The organism is Microbacterium sp. H6, from assembly GCF_003314775.1.
Lineage (GTDB): Bacteria > Actinomycetota > Actinomycetes > Actinomycetales > Microbacteriaceae > Microbacterium > Microbacterium oxydans.
The window spans coordinates 1-13403 of the sequence record NZ_QOAY01000062.1 but is presented as its reverse complement, the minus strand read 5'-3'; the positions used below and the strand labels follow the sequence as shown (position 1 = coordinate 13403).

Annotated in this window: 13 protein-coding genes, 1 tRNA gene and 2 pseudogenes; 9 read left to right on the top strand and 7 right to left on the bottom strand. The window is 68.1% G+C overall.

What is annotated here, in order from left to right; translation table 11 throughout:
- Positions 1 to 2505 (bottom strand): annotated as a pseudogene (locus tag DSP71_RS04160) (hypothetical protein); the annotation flags it as partial.
- A 236-nt stretch (positions 2506 to 2741) separates the two neighbouring features.
- On the opposite strand from DSP71_RS04160, the gene DSP71_RS04155 reads away from it, so the two are divergent.
- From DSP71_RS04155 to DSP71_RS04140, 4 genes are all read left to right on the top strand, one after another.
- Positions 2742 to 3239, top strand: a complete 498-nt coding sequence (locus DSP71_RS04155; protein WP_058630918.1) for a MarR family winged helix-turn-helix transcriptional regulator — start codon at positions 2742 to 2744, stop codon at positions 3237 to 3239.
- Positions 3236 to 4039 carry an SDR family oxidoreductase gene (locus tag DSP71_RS04150; RefSeq protein ID WP_113680422.1) on the top strand — a complete coding sequence of 268 codons (804 nt, stop codon included), beginning with the start codon at positions 3236 to 3238 and terminating at the stop codon, positions 4037 to 4039. Before DSP71_RS04155 ends, DSP71_RS04150 begins: the two co-directional genes overlap by 4 nt.
- Before the next feature lie 305 nt (positions 4040 to 4344).
- Complete coding sequence (locus tag DSP71_RS04145) at positions 4345 to 4611, top strand: hypothetical protein (RefSeq protein WP_113680421.1); 267 nt, start codon at positions 4345 to 4347, stop codon at positions 4609 to 4611.
- Complete coding sequence (locus tag DSP71_RS04140; protein WP_113680420.1) at positions 4608 to 4910, top strand: hypothetical protein; 303 nt, start codon at positions 4608 to 4610, stop codon at positions 4908 to 4910. Before DSP71_RS04145 ends, DSP71_RS04140 begins: the two co-directional genes overlap by 4 nt.
- A 32-nt stretch (positions 4911 to 4942) precedes the next feature.
- Here the strand turns inward: DSP71_RS04140 and DSP71_RS04135 are convergent, their stop codons facing one another.
- Positions 4943 to 5581, bottom strand: coding sequence for a hypothetical protein (locus DSP71_RS04135; RefSeq protein WP_147251193.1), 639 nt, complete (start codon positions 5579 to 5581; stop codon positions 4943 to 4945).
- Between the two features lie 146 nt (positions 5582 to 5727).
- Between DSP71_RS04135 and DSP71_RS04130 the strand changes: the two genes are divergently transcribed.
- On the top strand, positions 5728 to 6696 hold the full coding sequence (locus tag DSP71_RS04130) for a GNAT family N-acetyltransferase (protein ID WP_113680418.1): 969 nt from the start codon (positions 5728 to 5730) through the stop codon (positions 6694 to 6696).
- A 53-nt stretch (positions 6697 to 6749) separates the two neighbouring features.
- Here the strand turns inward: DSP71_RS04130 and DSP71_RS04125 are convergent, their stop codons facing one another.
- A complete protein-coding gene (locus tag DSP71_RS04125; protein ID WP_113680417.1) occupies positions 6750 to 6935 on the bottom strand; it encodes a hypothetical protein in 186 nt (61 codons plus the stop codon).
- Positions 6936 to 7106: 171 nt separating this feature from the next.
- Complete coding sequence (locus DSP71_RS04120; protein ID WP_058630925.1) at positions 7107 to 8525, bottom strand: MFS transporter; 1419 nt, start codon at positions 8523 to 8525, stop codon at positions 7107 to 7109.
- Between the two features lie 94 nt (positions 8526 to 8619).
- Between DSP71_RS04120 and DSP71_RS04115 the strand changes: the two genes are divergently transcribed.
- A complete protein-coding gene (locus tag DSP71_RS04115) occupies positions 8620 to 9675 on the top strand; it encodes a LacI family DNA-binding transcriptional regulator (protein ID WP_113680416.1) in 1056 nt (351 codons plus the stop codon).
- A gap of 3 nt (positions 9676 to 9678) precedes the next feature.
- On the opposite strand, the gene DSP71_RS04110 is transcribed toward DSP71_RS04115, so the two are convergent.
- The gene (locus DSP71_RS04110; protein ID WP_061016291.1) at positions 9679 to 10611 is read right to left on the bottom strand and encodes a nucleoside hydrolase; all 933 of its coding nucleotides are present in this window, start codon (positions 10609 to 10611) and stop codon (positions 9679 to 9681) included.
- 115 nt (positions 10612 to 10726) lie between these two features.
- Here DSP71_RS04110 and DSP71_RS04105 point away from each other — a divergent pair, with 115 nt between their 5' ends.
- Positions 10727 to 11575, top strand: a complete 849-nt coding sequence (locus tag DSP71_RS04105) for a ribokinase (RefSeq protein WP_058630928.1) — start codon at positions 10727 to 10729, stop codon at positions 11573 to 11575.
- 20 nt (positions 11576 to 11595) lie between these two features.
- On the opposite strand, the gene DSP71_RS04100 is transcribed toward DSP71_RS04105, so the two are convergent.
- Positions 11596 to 12240, bottom strand: a complete 645-nt coding sequence (locus DSP71_RS04100; RefSeq protein ID WP_147251192.1) for a hypothetical protein — start codon at positions 12238 to 12240, stop codon at positions 11596 to 11598.
- Positions 12241 to 12353: 113 nt separating this feature from the next.
- Positions 12354 to 12436 (bottom strand) — tRNA-Leu (locus tag DSP71_RS04095).
- A 145-nt stretch (positions 12437 to 12581) separates the two neighbouring features.
- Here DSP71_RS04095 and DSP71_RS04090 point away from each other — a divergent pair.
- A complete protein-coding gene (locus DSP71_RS04090) occupies positions 12582 to 13307 on the top strand; it encodes a DUF3662 and FHA domain-containing protein (protein WP_113680415.1) in 726 nt (241 codons plus the stop codon).
- Positions 13304 to 13403 (top strand): annotated as a pseudogene (locus DSP71_RS23085) (FHA domain-containing protein); the annotation flags it as partial. The gene DSP71_RS04090 and the pseudogene DSP71_RS23085, both read left to right, overlap by 4 nt.

Sequence of the window (13403 nt, the reverse complement as noted above, 5' to 3'; positions counted from 1 at the left end):
GGCGGGATCGGTGTCCGGGGCGGTCGCGGGATCCGTCAGGTTGAGGACGTCGATCCCCGGGGTCCCCGTCCGCCACTCGTTGCGGGTGGACACGATGGCGCCGGACTGCGCATCGACGAAGTCGACGTCGGTGGTCTTGTCTCCGGTTTCGACCCAGCGCTTCTCGGCGTCGACTCCCGCGCCCTCGCCGGTCGCCGGCGTCTGGACGCCGATCGTGTCCTGATCGGTGACCACGGCGCTGTCGATGCCGTCGGGGAGGCCGTCGACATCGCCGTGGCTCTGCGCCGTGGCCTCGTTCTCGTACACGGTGGGTCGCTGTGCCGACTGCTCGTCTTCGGGATCGTCACGCGGGTCGGTGGGGCCCGATCCGTCGCGCAGGTCCGTCCGCGCCTCGAAGACGAGGTTCGGCTCGACGCTGAAGCCCTGGGCGAAGCCGTCCGGATTGTCGAACGTGAAGCGGACGCCGGTGACGTCTGCGGGCGTGTCCGGAGGTGTGAGGGCGGCTGCGAACTCCGCGCGGCTCATCTGGAATGTCTGCGCCGTCGCTCCGGTGCTCACCGTGGCGAGCGTGACCCAAGTGCCGTCCGGGCGCTGGTACTCGGCGGTCGCCGTGGTGTTCGGCGGCACCTGTGTCGGGGCGATGCCCACGAGGTCGAACGCGTTCCAGAAGTCGTCGACCTGGTCTTCACGCCAGGTGTCTTCGACGACGATCTGCGTCGGATCGACCTGCGCCACACCTGTCGCCGTCGTGGCGGTCAGACTTGCGACGACGCTGTTCCCCGGCTCGACCGCACCCCTCGGGCTGATCCGCTTGTCGAGCGCGACATCGATCTGCGGGAAGTAGACCGCGATGTCGGCGGAGGCGGAGTCATCTGCCGTTCCCACGTCGTTCGTAGCCGTGACGTCGATCGTGTTCGTGCGCTGATGGGTCGGCGCCTCGGTACTCACCAACGAGAGGGAAGGGTCGATCGCGACGTCGATCGTGGCGGCCGCGTTCGCGGGGATCTCCCCCGTGAACTCGATGACGAACCCGGTGACGGTCCCCGACGGCGGAGCCGGAGACGCGGAGTCGGCGAACGGCACAGGCGCCTGGGCGACTCCGTCGATGTACCAGGTGATGGTTCCCGCTGTCGCTCCCGCGGGGTAGTCGATGCCGGACGGGAATCCGCCGAACACCATGTCCGCGTCGAAGAAGCCCAGATCCGAGATGGTGAGGCTGTCCACGGGACCGTTCGAGGTGTTGGTCGCCGTGAGCTCGGCGGTCGCCTCGCCCCCTGCCGCGAGCTCGGCGGGGGTGATCGTCTTGCCCGCGAGCACCCCGATCGTCAGCGGTCCGATCTCGTAGGGCGCGGTGGCGTCGTCGCTCGCCGTCGCTCCGCCCGGGGCGTTGACGGTCGAGGTGATGCTGTTGGTGACGGAGTCGCCGGTCGCGAGCGTGCTGCCGTCGTTGCGATCCGTGGCGCGTTGACCGACGGAGAACGCCGTGGACGCGGTCGCATCGGAGCCGATCGTGCCGCCCGAGTACGTCAGCCGGATGCCCCCGACGTCTGCCGGGTCGACACCGGTGGGAAGAGCCGGGGTGGCCCCTGGCGTGCCCGCCTGCCAGCTCCATGTGCCGGATCCCTCGTCGTAGACATAGGCGTCGACCTGCACGGCTGTCGCTGCCGGAGGCAGGGTCGTCGCCCCGAATCCCTGGAAGTCGACGACGCGGAACGGGTTGTCGGACGCCAGCGCCGTCGCGCCGTCGGCTGCCGTCGTCGGCTCCTGGATGACGAGCGTCTCCGCACCGATGTTCGACTGGTTCTGCGCGCCGAGCGTGATCTCCGACGTCTCGCCCGGATCGAATTGCTGGGACGCGGGCGTCCAGCTCTTGCTCGCCTCGACCCCGATGACGGTGTCGACCGTGACGACCGCATCCGCGGAGTCCGTGATCGTCGCCGGCAGGTCGCCTGGACCGTTGTCCCAGTCGGCCGATGCCGTGTTCGTGACGGTGTCGCCGTTGTGCTGCCAGTCCGCGGGCAGATCGAGGGGTGCCCGGAGCACCACGCTGAGTTTGAGGGTCCCGCCCGCTTCCAGCCCGATGCCGCCATCGACCGGCTGCTGGAAGACCACGCGGACGGTGCAGTCGTCGCTGACCTCGACGGGGACGCCGTTCTCCTCGACGCACCCCGTGGTGGTCGCGGTGAGCGGCAGGTCAGACGGCGTATAGGAGGATCCGACGAACTGGAACCCCGCGAACTCCGCGGGCAGCGTGTCGGTGAGCACGACGTTGAGACAGTCGACGTCGTCGCAGACCAGGTCGACCGTGTAGGTGAACTCATCTCCAGGGCCGAGGGTGTCCTGCGTATCCAGCCCGTCGACGCGCTTGTCGATGCGGAGCGAGGACTCGGCCGCCTGGGCTGCGAGGGGAACGACGAGGCCCGCGCCGACCAGGGCGAAGACCGCGACGAGGGAGAGGAGGAATTTCCGCAGTCGACCCTCAATGGGCTGTGACGTCGTCGACATGGTGCTCGTTTCGTGGGGAAGCCACAAGGGCAACGAAGGAGTGCAGGCCGCCGACAGGTCGATGGATCAGTGATGAGGCCGGGTCGGAGACCACGTGTTCATGTTCTGGCGAGTATAGGAGCGCGAGTCCGCGTCGTTCTAGGGGGATTCTTCAGGTCCTCACCCTGCCGGGGTGAGGACGAGAGGCCACGGAAGCCAATAGTTGCCGCACGCAACTGAGCTGTTACCATTGAGACATGGCTGTCCACGACGAGCTCGATGACATCCGTGACGCGCTGGTCCGAGTGGTCGCGGAGTGGACGCAGAGCGAGCTGCAGGTGCGGATCGCCGAGAGCGTCGACGACTCCCTCGACGCTCTCGAGGTGCGGGCCCTGTATCTGGTCGGCATGAGCGGAGGCTCCCTCGGATTCGGCCGCCTGGCCGATCGGGCGGCACTGTCACGTCCCACCACCTCGAAGCTGGTCTCGCGCATGTCGGCTCGAGGATTCTTCGACCGGATCCGATCAGGACGCACGGTCGATGTACGGCTGACGGATGCCGGCCAGGTGGCGTATGCGCGCCTCGTCGACGCCGGGCAGCAGATGGTCGGCGGAGCTCTCGCAGGGTGGTCCGTGCAGGAGATCACCCAGTTCCAGGCTCACCTCAGCCGATTCGTCGCCGCCCTCCCCGGGGCGACGCTCGCGACCACATCCCGGTCGTCCGATCTCGTCCCATCACCCCTGGAGGAAAAATGACCCGCACGTATGTCATCACCGGCGCCGCATCCGGTATCGGCGCCGCCACCGCCGAGTTGCTGCGCACGCAGGGACACTCCGTCATCGGCGTCGATCTGGCCGGAGTGGAGGTCACGGGCGACCTGTCGACGCCCGCAGGCCGCCTCGCCGCCGCGGACGCGGTGATCGCGGCTGCCGACGGAGGCATCGACGCGGTCATCGCATGCGCCGGGATTTCGGCGCCCATCGCCAAGACCATGGCCATCAACTACTTCGGCGTGACCGAGTTCCTGACTGCCCTGCTGCCGAGCCTGAGCCTGGCGGACCAGCCTCGTGCCGCGGTGGTCTCCTCGATGGCCTCGTTGCAGCCCGTCTCGGCTGATCTCGTCGATGCAGCACTGAGCGGCGACGAGAACCGCGCGCTCGAGATCGGGGACCAGCTCGCCGCCACGGCGGAGGGCGGGTTCCTGAACTACTCCTCGAGCAAGCGCGCGCTGTCGCGGTGGGTCCGCCGCGCGTCCGTCTCGGAGGAGTGGGCCGGCGCCGGCATCCCCCTGAACGCCGTCGCACCGGGAACCGTCATCACGGCGATGACCGCCGGATTGCTCGCGAGCCCTGAGGGACTGGCGCAGGTCGACGCCGCCGTGCCGATGCCGCTGAACTACCACCAGCCCGCATCCTCGATCGCCGAGCTGCTCGTGTGGCTGACGAGCCCGGCCAACACCCACATGGCGGGCCAGACCATCTACTGCGACGGCGGCGCCGATGCCGTGCTGCGCGGCGACGACATCTGGTCCTGGAACGACGCACCGCGCGACTGATCCCTGCCAGACGAGAAGGCCCGATCCGGTTCACGGATCGGGCCTTCTCGTCGTATCCATCACGCGGCGTCCCCCGCGGTTATTTTGAATGACTAAAAATAACGTGATACTGTCGGAGGGAACCGGACGGCCAGATCGTCTTTCCCTTCATCGACATCCGACAGCTCTTCGGGAAGGCACCTGGCCGCAGGACGAGCATGCCGTCCATCGGGGGCGCATCGCCCCAGGGTGGCTTCGGCGCGCCCGCGCACAGGACCGAGCGCGCCCGCATCCGACGGCGCCCGGCGAGACGAGAGGAAGCACTGATGAAGGAGACCCGAGACCGCTGGAAGCCGAACCCGGTGTTCAGTTCGATGCCGCATTCGATGGGCCGAGGCTCCCGCGAAGACATCGTCTGGGAGGCTCTCGACCGGGTCACCGGCAAGCCCGCCCCCACGATGGGAACGATGCAGGCCGCGATGGGGAACGAGGCCCAGATCCGCATCGTCCATGACACGATCCGCGCCTATCTCGACGCGCACGGTCTCGACGACACCAGCGAGCTCGGTGTCCGCGCCGGAGACGTCGCATGAGGGGGAGGGCCGGCAAGGCCGACCTGACGATGCGCATCCGCCCGACCGAGCTGTGCCGCACTCCACCCGAAACACTGAACGGGGACCAGTTCATCGCCCGACTCGGGTCCGTCGGTCTCGGCAGCACCTCCTATGTGGTCGGACGTCGCGACCCGCACGCCCCGGATTGGATCGTGCTCGACTACGCCACCGGAGCACACGAAAGGGTGTGGAGGCAGGCGGGTGAGCACGCGGATGGCGTGCTCACCTACGTACTGGTCGACGACGACTCCTCGAAGGGGTACGTCTCGGCTGCCTGACGATCGCTGCGTGACGATCACCGCCTGACGGGTCAACCGCCGAACACGACCACCGCTCCGGGCCGAGCACGCGCGGCCCGGAGCGCCACGGCGGCCAGGGCTCCGGTGGCGAGGATGCGCGTCAAGATCAGCACGTTGGACACCGTGATCATCGCGTTCTGGTCGGATACGCCGCCCGACATGACGGCGACCTCCATCAGCGAGCCCAGCACCACCGCGGCGAGCGCGATCGCCGGGATGAGCCTCCAGGGTGTCACCAGCGTGCTGCGCAGGACTCCGGCGACGATCGTCCCCGACAGCGCCAGTTCCACGAGGGCGTTCACGTAGATCGGCACGGCGGAGCTGAAGTCGAACGATGCCGTCAGCAACAGCGGACCGATGGGCAGCCAGCCCGCGAGAAGAAAGAGGGAGACGACCGCAGCCCTCGGCAACCGCGGGGTGTCGTCACGGCGCGCAGCTCCGATCCCGGCGGCGACGAGCGCGAGGCTGAAGGCGAGGGTGGCCGCTGTCGACATCCCGACGAGAGCTTCGACATCGAGGGACCCGGGAAGACTGCGGAAAGCTGCCAGCAGAGCTGAGACGACGAACAGCCCGCCGGATGCCAGCCACCAGGGCGACCACCGCGATGACACGCCCTCGACCGTCACCCCCGAGGTCTCAGATCCACTCATCGCTCACCACTTCATCGTCGGGGACAGGTCCTGCACCCACCCTGTCAGATACCGCGGGGAGCCCACGAGTCGAGCGATCGGCCCAACCGCGTGGCAACCTGGATGAGGCACCGTCCGACCCCGAGCCGAGAGCGTCACGACCTTCGATGGATATCCGCATCACGCATGTCGACCCGCAGAACACCGCGCTGCTGAACCAGTGGAACGGCATCCTCAGCGGCGGATACGCGGCCGGACGCCGGAAGGTGTGGTCTCGCAGCGATGAGGCGACGCGTCGGCAGTTCCAGAACCCGCATCCGACCCGCAGGTCAGTGCTGTTGCTCGCGGAGATCGGCGGAGTGCCGGTGGGTGCCGCAGAGGCCCACGTGCACCCCGGAGATCCGGCCGACGTCGAGATCGCCGTTCTCGATCGCTTCCGTCGCCGCGGAATCGCCCGCGCCCTGCTCCGCGCTGTCCGCGACGCAGTGCGCGGCACCGCCACACTCGTGCGCACCGAGACGTACTCCGAAGCGGGGGTCTCGTTCGCGCAGTCGGAGGGGCTGCGGGTCGGTATGCGCGAGAGCCGGCAGGTGGTCGACCTGCCTCTGCCTGCGGGAACGCTCGAAAGCCTGCCCGCTGCGCACCCGGATATCGAGGTCGTCTCGTGGGTCGGCGCGTGTCCGGACGAGCTGCTCGCCGACTGGGCGCGGCTTCGCACGCACATGTCGGACGACGTGCCGATGGGCGACCTCACCCGAACTGCAGCAGCTGCCGACGTCGCAGCGGTTCGCCGGAACGAGCAGCGCATGTCGCAGCAGGGCTATGCGCTCGTGCGGAGCGTCGCACGAATCGAGGGGAACGCCGTCGGCTACACGGAGATCCTGCTCTCCCGGCCCGACCCGACGATCGTGCTGCAGGACGACACCTTCGTCGAGGAGCGGGTGCGAGGTCGCGGCATCGGGCGGGCCCTGAAGGTCGCCAATCTACGACTGCTCATGACCCTCCCGGAGAGCTCGGCGTCACGATTCCTGCAGACCTACACGGCGCCGACGAATGCGCCGATGCTCGCCCTCAACCGATCGGTCGGCTTCACCGAGGTCGACGTCCTCACGGTTCTCGAAGGTCCGCTGGGCTGACTCCTCGCTCCCGCATGCCGGGTCGATTCTCCGCGTGGTTCCGGTGCCCTCGGTCAGGCGACGGTGTCGGCCTCGGCATCGGCATCGGCATCGGTGTCGTCGGGGAGGGACCCCATGCTCGTGGAGGACGTCGTAGAGGGGGCGAGTGAAGCGCAGGCCGCGAGTTCGAGCGCCGAGGTGCTGAGTCCGACGGCGGCGAGCGCGAGAGCGAAGCGAGGACTGGGGGTGCGTGAGGTCACGGGATGCCTTCCCTGAGGACGGGAACTTCCATCGTCGCGCCGACGACGGCGTACGGCATCCGCCGAAGGTAGGGACGATGTCGTCCTGCAGACGGATGTTTCACGACCCACGCCTCGGAACCACCTCGGACCCCCGCCCGGATGAGGGCAGGGGTCCGAGCGCTACGCAACCTACCGGCGCACCAGTTCCGCGCTCACCGGCTTCGGGATGAACATCGAGAACACCAGCGCGCCGACGAGGACGACGGCCCCGGTGATCAGCGCCGCGACATACCCGCCCGCCGGCACCTCGCTCGAGGCGAAGGAGGTCTGCGCCGCATAGATGACGACGAAGCTCAGCCCGGCGCCGAGATTGATGGCGCCGGTGTTCAGGCCGGGGAGTGAACCGGGGCGATCCTTCGGCGAGAGCACGACACCCAGACCGTTGAGCATGATGTTGCCGATTCCCGCGTAGGTGATCCCGACCGCGATCGAGAGGAGGAGCAGCACGAATCGCGATGAGGTCTCCACGTTGGCGACCATGAGTCCGAGCACGAGCACGGTTCCGCCCAGCCCGATGCGCAGCATCGTGCGGTATCCGACCGTGGCTGCGAGCCGACCGCTGAGCGGACCCATCAGGAGCCCGGCGAGGGCGTAGGGCATCAGGATCCACAGCGACACCTCCTCCGCACTCATCGAGAGGTTCATCGCGGTGTCCTGCGCGAGTGCGGGGACCACGCCGTTCATGATCGCGAAGATCCCCGACAGGGTCAGGAGCGAGGTCGCGCTCAGTGCCCAGGTAGCCCTCTGCTTCAGCTGGGGGATCGACACGAGCGGATCCGCGATCCGTCCCTCGAGCTTCCAGAAGGCGGCGAAGGATGCAACCGCGACGATGCCGAGGACGACGACGAGCAGCAGGTCCGCGCCGGCGAGCTTGCCGAGCTCGTTGAGCGCGACGAGCATCGATCCCACCGAGACGACGAGCAGCAGCGACCCCCACCAGTCCATGCGGGGACGGTCATCGGCCATGGTCTCCGGGGCGAGCAGGCGCACGGTCAGGGCGGCGACGATCGCCACACCCGCCATGGTCCAGAAGATCGACGCGAAGCCGTGGTTCGTCGCCAGATATCCGCCGAGCAGAGCGTCACCTCCGGCGATCCCTCCGTTGACGGCGGTGACGACACCGAGGAGGGTGCCGTACGCCTTCGGATCCTTCACCGCGGCTCGCAGCATGATCAGGCAGAGCGGAACGACCGGTCCCGACACGCCCTGGATCAGCCGGCCGACGAACAGCATCGGGACGTTCGTGGCCAGCGCCGCCACGACGCAGCCCACGGCCATCACCACGAGCATGCCGACGAGAACCCGTCGACGTCCGATCAGATCACCCAGGCGGGGCAGGAACAGGGTGAACAGCGCGGCAGCTGTGAAGAACACCGTCTGGGTCGCGGCGATCTCGGTGGAGGTGGCGTCGAGTTCGCGCTCCATCGTCACCAGCGCGGGGCTCAGCATGCTGGCGTTGAGCTGGAACGCGAGGCAGGCGGCGAGGAGGGCGATCATCAGCGCCACCACGTTCGTCCGGGTGCGAACAGCTTCTGTGTGGTTGGTCATTGCTCACTTCTTCGTGTCTGGTGGGGGGCTTGTCGGTGGTTGATCAGGGGCTGATCGCGTGCGTAATCCTTTACGCACGCCATATCTTTGACTGATGGTGTCGACGGCGGCACCGATGGGGGGTCGGGTCGTGGTGAAGAAGGCGTCGGTCACGCTGCACGAGGTGGCGGCAGCCGCCGGGGTGTCCATCGCGACCGTCTCGCGGGCCCTCAACGGGAAGGACCGCGTCTCCGGCCGCACCGCCGAGCACGTGGCCGAGGTCGCCGAGCGTCTCGGCTATCGCGTCAATCTCATCGGTCGCGGACTGCGGGCGGGCAGCGGTGCCACGATCGGCGTCGTGGTCCCGGTGATCAGCAACCCTTTCTACGGCGAGCTCATCCACCGCCTCGAAGACCATCTGCAGCGCCGCGGCTTCGATCTCGTCATCGCCGACTCGCACGGTGAGGTCGACCGCGAACGCGACCGCCTCCGCATGCTGGTCGAACGCCGCGTCGAGGGGATCTTCGTCGTGCCGTCCGATGCCGAGCTCTCGCACGACGCCGTCGCGGACACCGCCCGCAGAGTGCCGCTGGTGCAGCTCGACCGCCGCGTGATCGATCTGTCCGCCGACTTCGTGGGAGTGGACAACGACGCCGGCATCGATCTCGCCGTCGACCACGTCACCTCCCGCGGAGCGCGTCGGGTCGTGCTCGTCTCGGGCAACGACGTCACCTCGGTGGGCCGTGAGCGACGGGCCGCGTTCGAGGCCACGGTCCGCACCCGGTCGCTGTCCCGCGAGGACAACATCTTCGGCGAGTACCTGCTCGCCTTCGGAGAGCGGGCCGCGGAAGAGCTGCTCGCCCGCGGGCCTCTTCCCGACGCGATCATCGCCGGAGACGACCTCGTCGCGGCCGGCGCCATCGCGGCGTTGAAGCGCGCGGGCAGGAGCGTTCCCTCCGATGTGCAGGTGACGGGCTTCGACGGGACGATGCTCGCCGACGTCTGCGAACCGCGGCTGACGACCGTCGTGCAGCCGTTCGACGGGCTCGCCCAGGAGGCGACCGAGGCCCTGGTGCGACGGATGGAAGACCCCGAGGCCCCGTACGTGCTCCGTCGCCTCGCGCCGAGTCTGCGCGTGGCCGAGTCGACGACGCCCGCCGCTAAGCACTGAACCTCATGCCAGCGCGCCGACGGCGTCGGTGACCAGGTTCCAGAACTTCGGCACGTCGAGGGTGATCGCGACGTCGGTGTTCGGCTCCTTGCCGAGCATGTCGTGGAGATCGACGCAGGTCGCACCGGCTGTGAACTCGCCCGTGGTCTCGATGTCCACATGGCAGCGCTGCACGGAGGCGACGGCGCGGTCGATCGCGATGGCCACGGTGATGGGGTCGTGCAGAGGCCCCTCGGGCATGCCCTCCGCCTTCTCGTAGGTGCTGCAGAAGAACCGGAGCAGCTCGACCCCGAAGGCTGCGGTGTCGTTGCCGACCGCACCGATGCGCTGGATGACCTCTTCGGTGATGAGGGCCTGGTGGGAGATGTTGAGCCCGACCATCGTCAGCGGCAGTCCGGAGGCGAACACGACGGCTGCGGCTTCGGGGTCGGCCCAGGCATTGAACTCCGGGTACGCGCCCACGTTGCCGCGCCCGGTCGAGCCGCCCATCCAGATGATCTCCTTGATCTGCGACGTGACCTCGGGGCGCTGCTGCAGCAGGAGCGCGATGTTCGTCAGCGGACCGGTCGGGATCAGCGTGATCGGCTCCGATGAAGCGGCGAGCGTGTCGGCGAGGAAGTCGACGGCGTGGCGGGGGTCGAGCGGCACCGTGGGTTCGGGGAGCACCGGACCGCCCAGCGCGTTCTCGCCGTGGATCCACGCACCAGGGGTGAGTTCACGCGTAAGGGGCTTGTCGGCACCGGCGGCGACCGGCACGTTCGTGACCCCGGCGACCGTGAGGGCGATCCGTGCGTTGCGGGTCGTGTGCTCGAGGTAGCCGTTGCCGCCGACGGTCGTCACACCGCGCAGGTCGATGGCGTCGTTTCCGGCCGCGAGCCAGATCGCGAAGACATCGTCGTGGCCCGGATCGCAGTCGAGAAGGACGGGAGTGGTCATGGTGCTCCTTTGCAGATGTTCGTGCGTAAACGTTTACACTTTCTTGCAGGAACGTCAAGTCGGGTGCACACCGGCGTCGTTGCCTGCCCCGTCCCGCGATCCGAAAGCCGCCGCCATGATCACTCCTGTCTCTCCCTCACTCGTCGTCGTCGGCAGCGCGAACGTCGACGTCACCGCGTTCGTCGATCGCCTCCCCACCGCAGGTGAGACCGTCGCCGGCGGAAGGCTGTCCCGAGACCTGGGAGGGAAGGGCGCGAATCAGGCCGTCGCCGCCGCCAAGCTCGGCGGGAGAGTCCGCATGATCGGCGCCGTCGGGGATGACGCCGACGGGGCCTGGACCCGAGACGAGATGGATCGGGCCGGGGTGGACACCACCGACCTCCGCACCGTCGATGCCCCGACCGGAACGGCACTGATCGTCGTGGATTCCGACGCCGAGAACCAGATCGCGGTGTGCCCGGGAGCGAATGATCGGGTGAGTCTCGACGGCGTGACCTTCCGAGAGGAGGAGGCGGTGCTCATGCAACTGGAGATCGCGCTCAGCATCGTCGAAGAGGTCGCCGCAACGGCGCCCGGCTTCATCGCCGTCAACGCCGCTCCCGCCCAGCCGCTACCCGAAGCGCTGCTGAGTCGCGTCGATCTGTTCATCGTGAACGAGACCGAGCGCGAGCTCATGCCCGAGCTCGCCGAGGCCGAACTCGTCGCGGTCACCTACGGCGCGGCCGGCGCCGCCCTGTATCGCCGTGGCGAGGAGATCACCCGGGCTGACGGCATCCCCGCCGAGGCCGTGAACACGGTCGGCGCGGGGGATGCGTTCTGCGCGGCACTCGTGCTCGCGCTGCGCGCAGGGCACGCGCCTGCCGACGCTCTCGAAGCCGCGTGCGCCGTGGGGTCTGCGGCCGTGTCGCACCTCTCATCGCAGCCGCCGTTCGAGCACCTGAGTCGGTACCTGCCGGTGCGGTGACGGGAGAAGGCTCCGACGCGCTACTCCCAGACCGTGATGGTCACGTCGACGGAGTTCGCGTCGTAGCGAAGCACCTGGATCGCTGCGTACCGATCAGATTGGAGCCGGACGCACGTCGTGGGTGCCTCCAGCTGGTGGGGGTCGAGGGACGACCCGCGCGACCACCCGGTCGCCGCGGCACACGTCGCGTAGTCCGCGTTACCCGAACCCAAGACCACGGTGGAGGCGCCGTACCCCAGGACCAACCTGTCACCGCTGTAAGAAAGAGTGTCCGAGTAGACGAAGTCCGCGGCACCGAAGTTCGGGAGCGCCGAGTTCAAGTCGAGCGTGTCCCCCCGCTTGGCGAGCGTCAGAGTGGCCGTCGCACGGATGTCGTGAACGTCTTCCGGCGCGACCGTGTACGGCAACGCCGCGCGGAGCTCCCTGTTCTCATCGCGCAGTTCTGCGATCGCTTCCTGCCGGACCTCGAGTTTCGCGTTCGCGGAATCCAGTTCCTGCTCGAGTTCATCGATCTTCTGATCGCGGGCCGTGATGGTCCCATCCCGATCCACGACAGTGTTCAGCAGCGGGATCACCACCGCCGCGAAGCCGATGATCGAGGCGGCGAGCGTGATGAGCGCGGCTCGCCATCCCATCAAAGAAGTGCGGTACTCGCTGCGTTTCATGACCAGACACTAGCGGTCGATTCGCGCCGCACCACCACCGTCATCGACGACCCGAAGCATGCGGAAAGAAGAAGGCCCGGCTTCCTCGAAAGGAACCGGGCCATCTTGAACTGTGCGCGAGGGGGGACTTGAACCCCCACGTCCTTACGGACACTGGCACCTGAAGCCAGCGCGTCTACCATTCCGCCACTCGCGCGAGTGGTCTCGTTCCGAAGAACTCAACTTCCCAAAGATATCATGCGTTTTCGGGCTCGTTGCACACTCGACGGGGGTCTTCGGCGGCGTTCCCCCAGGACACCTGGCTACGATGTCCCTACCAGCCGGCATGCCAGAGGAGCCCAGTGGGACTACTTGACAGCTTTGAGAAAGGTCTCGAGCGCGCAGTGAACAGCGCGTTCGCCAAGACCTTCCGCAGCGGCATCCAGCCCGTGGAGATCGCTTCGGCGCTGCGGCGTGAAGCCGACACGAAGGCCGCTGTCGTGAGCCGCGACCGCATCATCGCGCCCAACAGCTACATCGTTCGCCTCAGCGACGACGATGCGGAGCGGATGCGCGGGCTCGGTGGCGCTCTCACCGATGAGCTGCATGCCCTCCTCACCAAGCACGCCACGTCGCAGGGGTACAGCTTCGCCGGCCCGCTCTCGATCACCCTCGAGGCCGACGAGAAGGTCGCCACCGGCACGGTGCGCGTCAGCTCCGGAACGGTCGAGGGCCGCGTCAGCTGGCAGGCCGTGGTCGACGTCGACGGCCGCCGCCACTCGATCTCGCGCGCTCGCACGGTGATCGGACGCGGTTCGGATGCCGACATCACGATCGCCGACGCCGGTTCGAGCCGCAAGCACGTCGAGATCCTGTGGGACGGCGAGCGCGCCATGATGCGCGACCTGGGATCCACCAACGGCACGAAGGTGAATGGCCAGAAGCTGCGCGAAGCCGCGCTCCCCACCGACACCACGATCACGATCGGACGCACCGACCTGGTGTTCCGCATCGTCCCCGTGGCCACCCCCTCGCGGCCGACGTCCCGAGGCGACGACGCCACCCGAGCGTTCGGAGCCCTCGGGTGAGTGAACTGATCCTCCTTCTGCTCCGCATCGGGTTCCTTCTCCTGATGTGGTTCTTCGTGTTCGGGGTGGTGTACTCGCTCCGGGCAGACCTGTTCG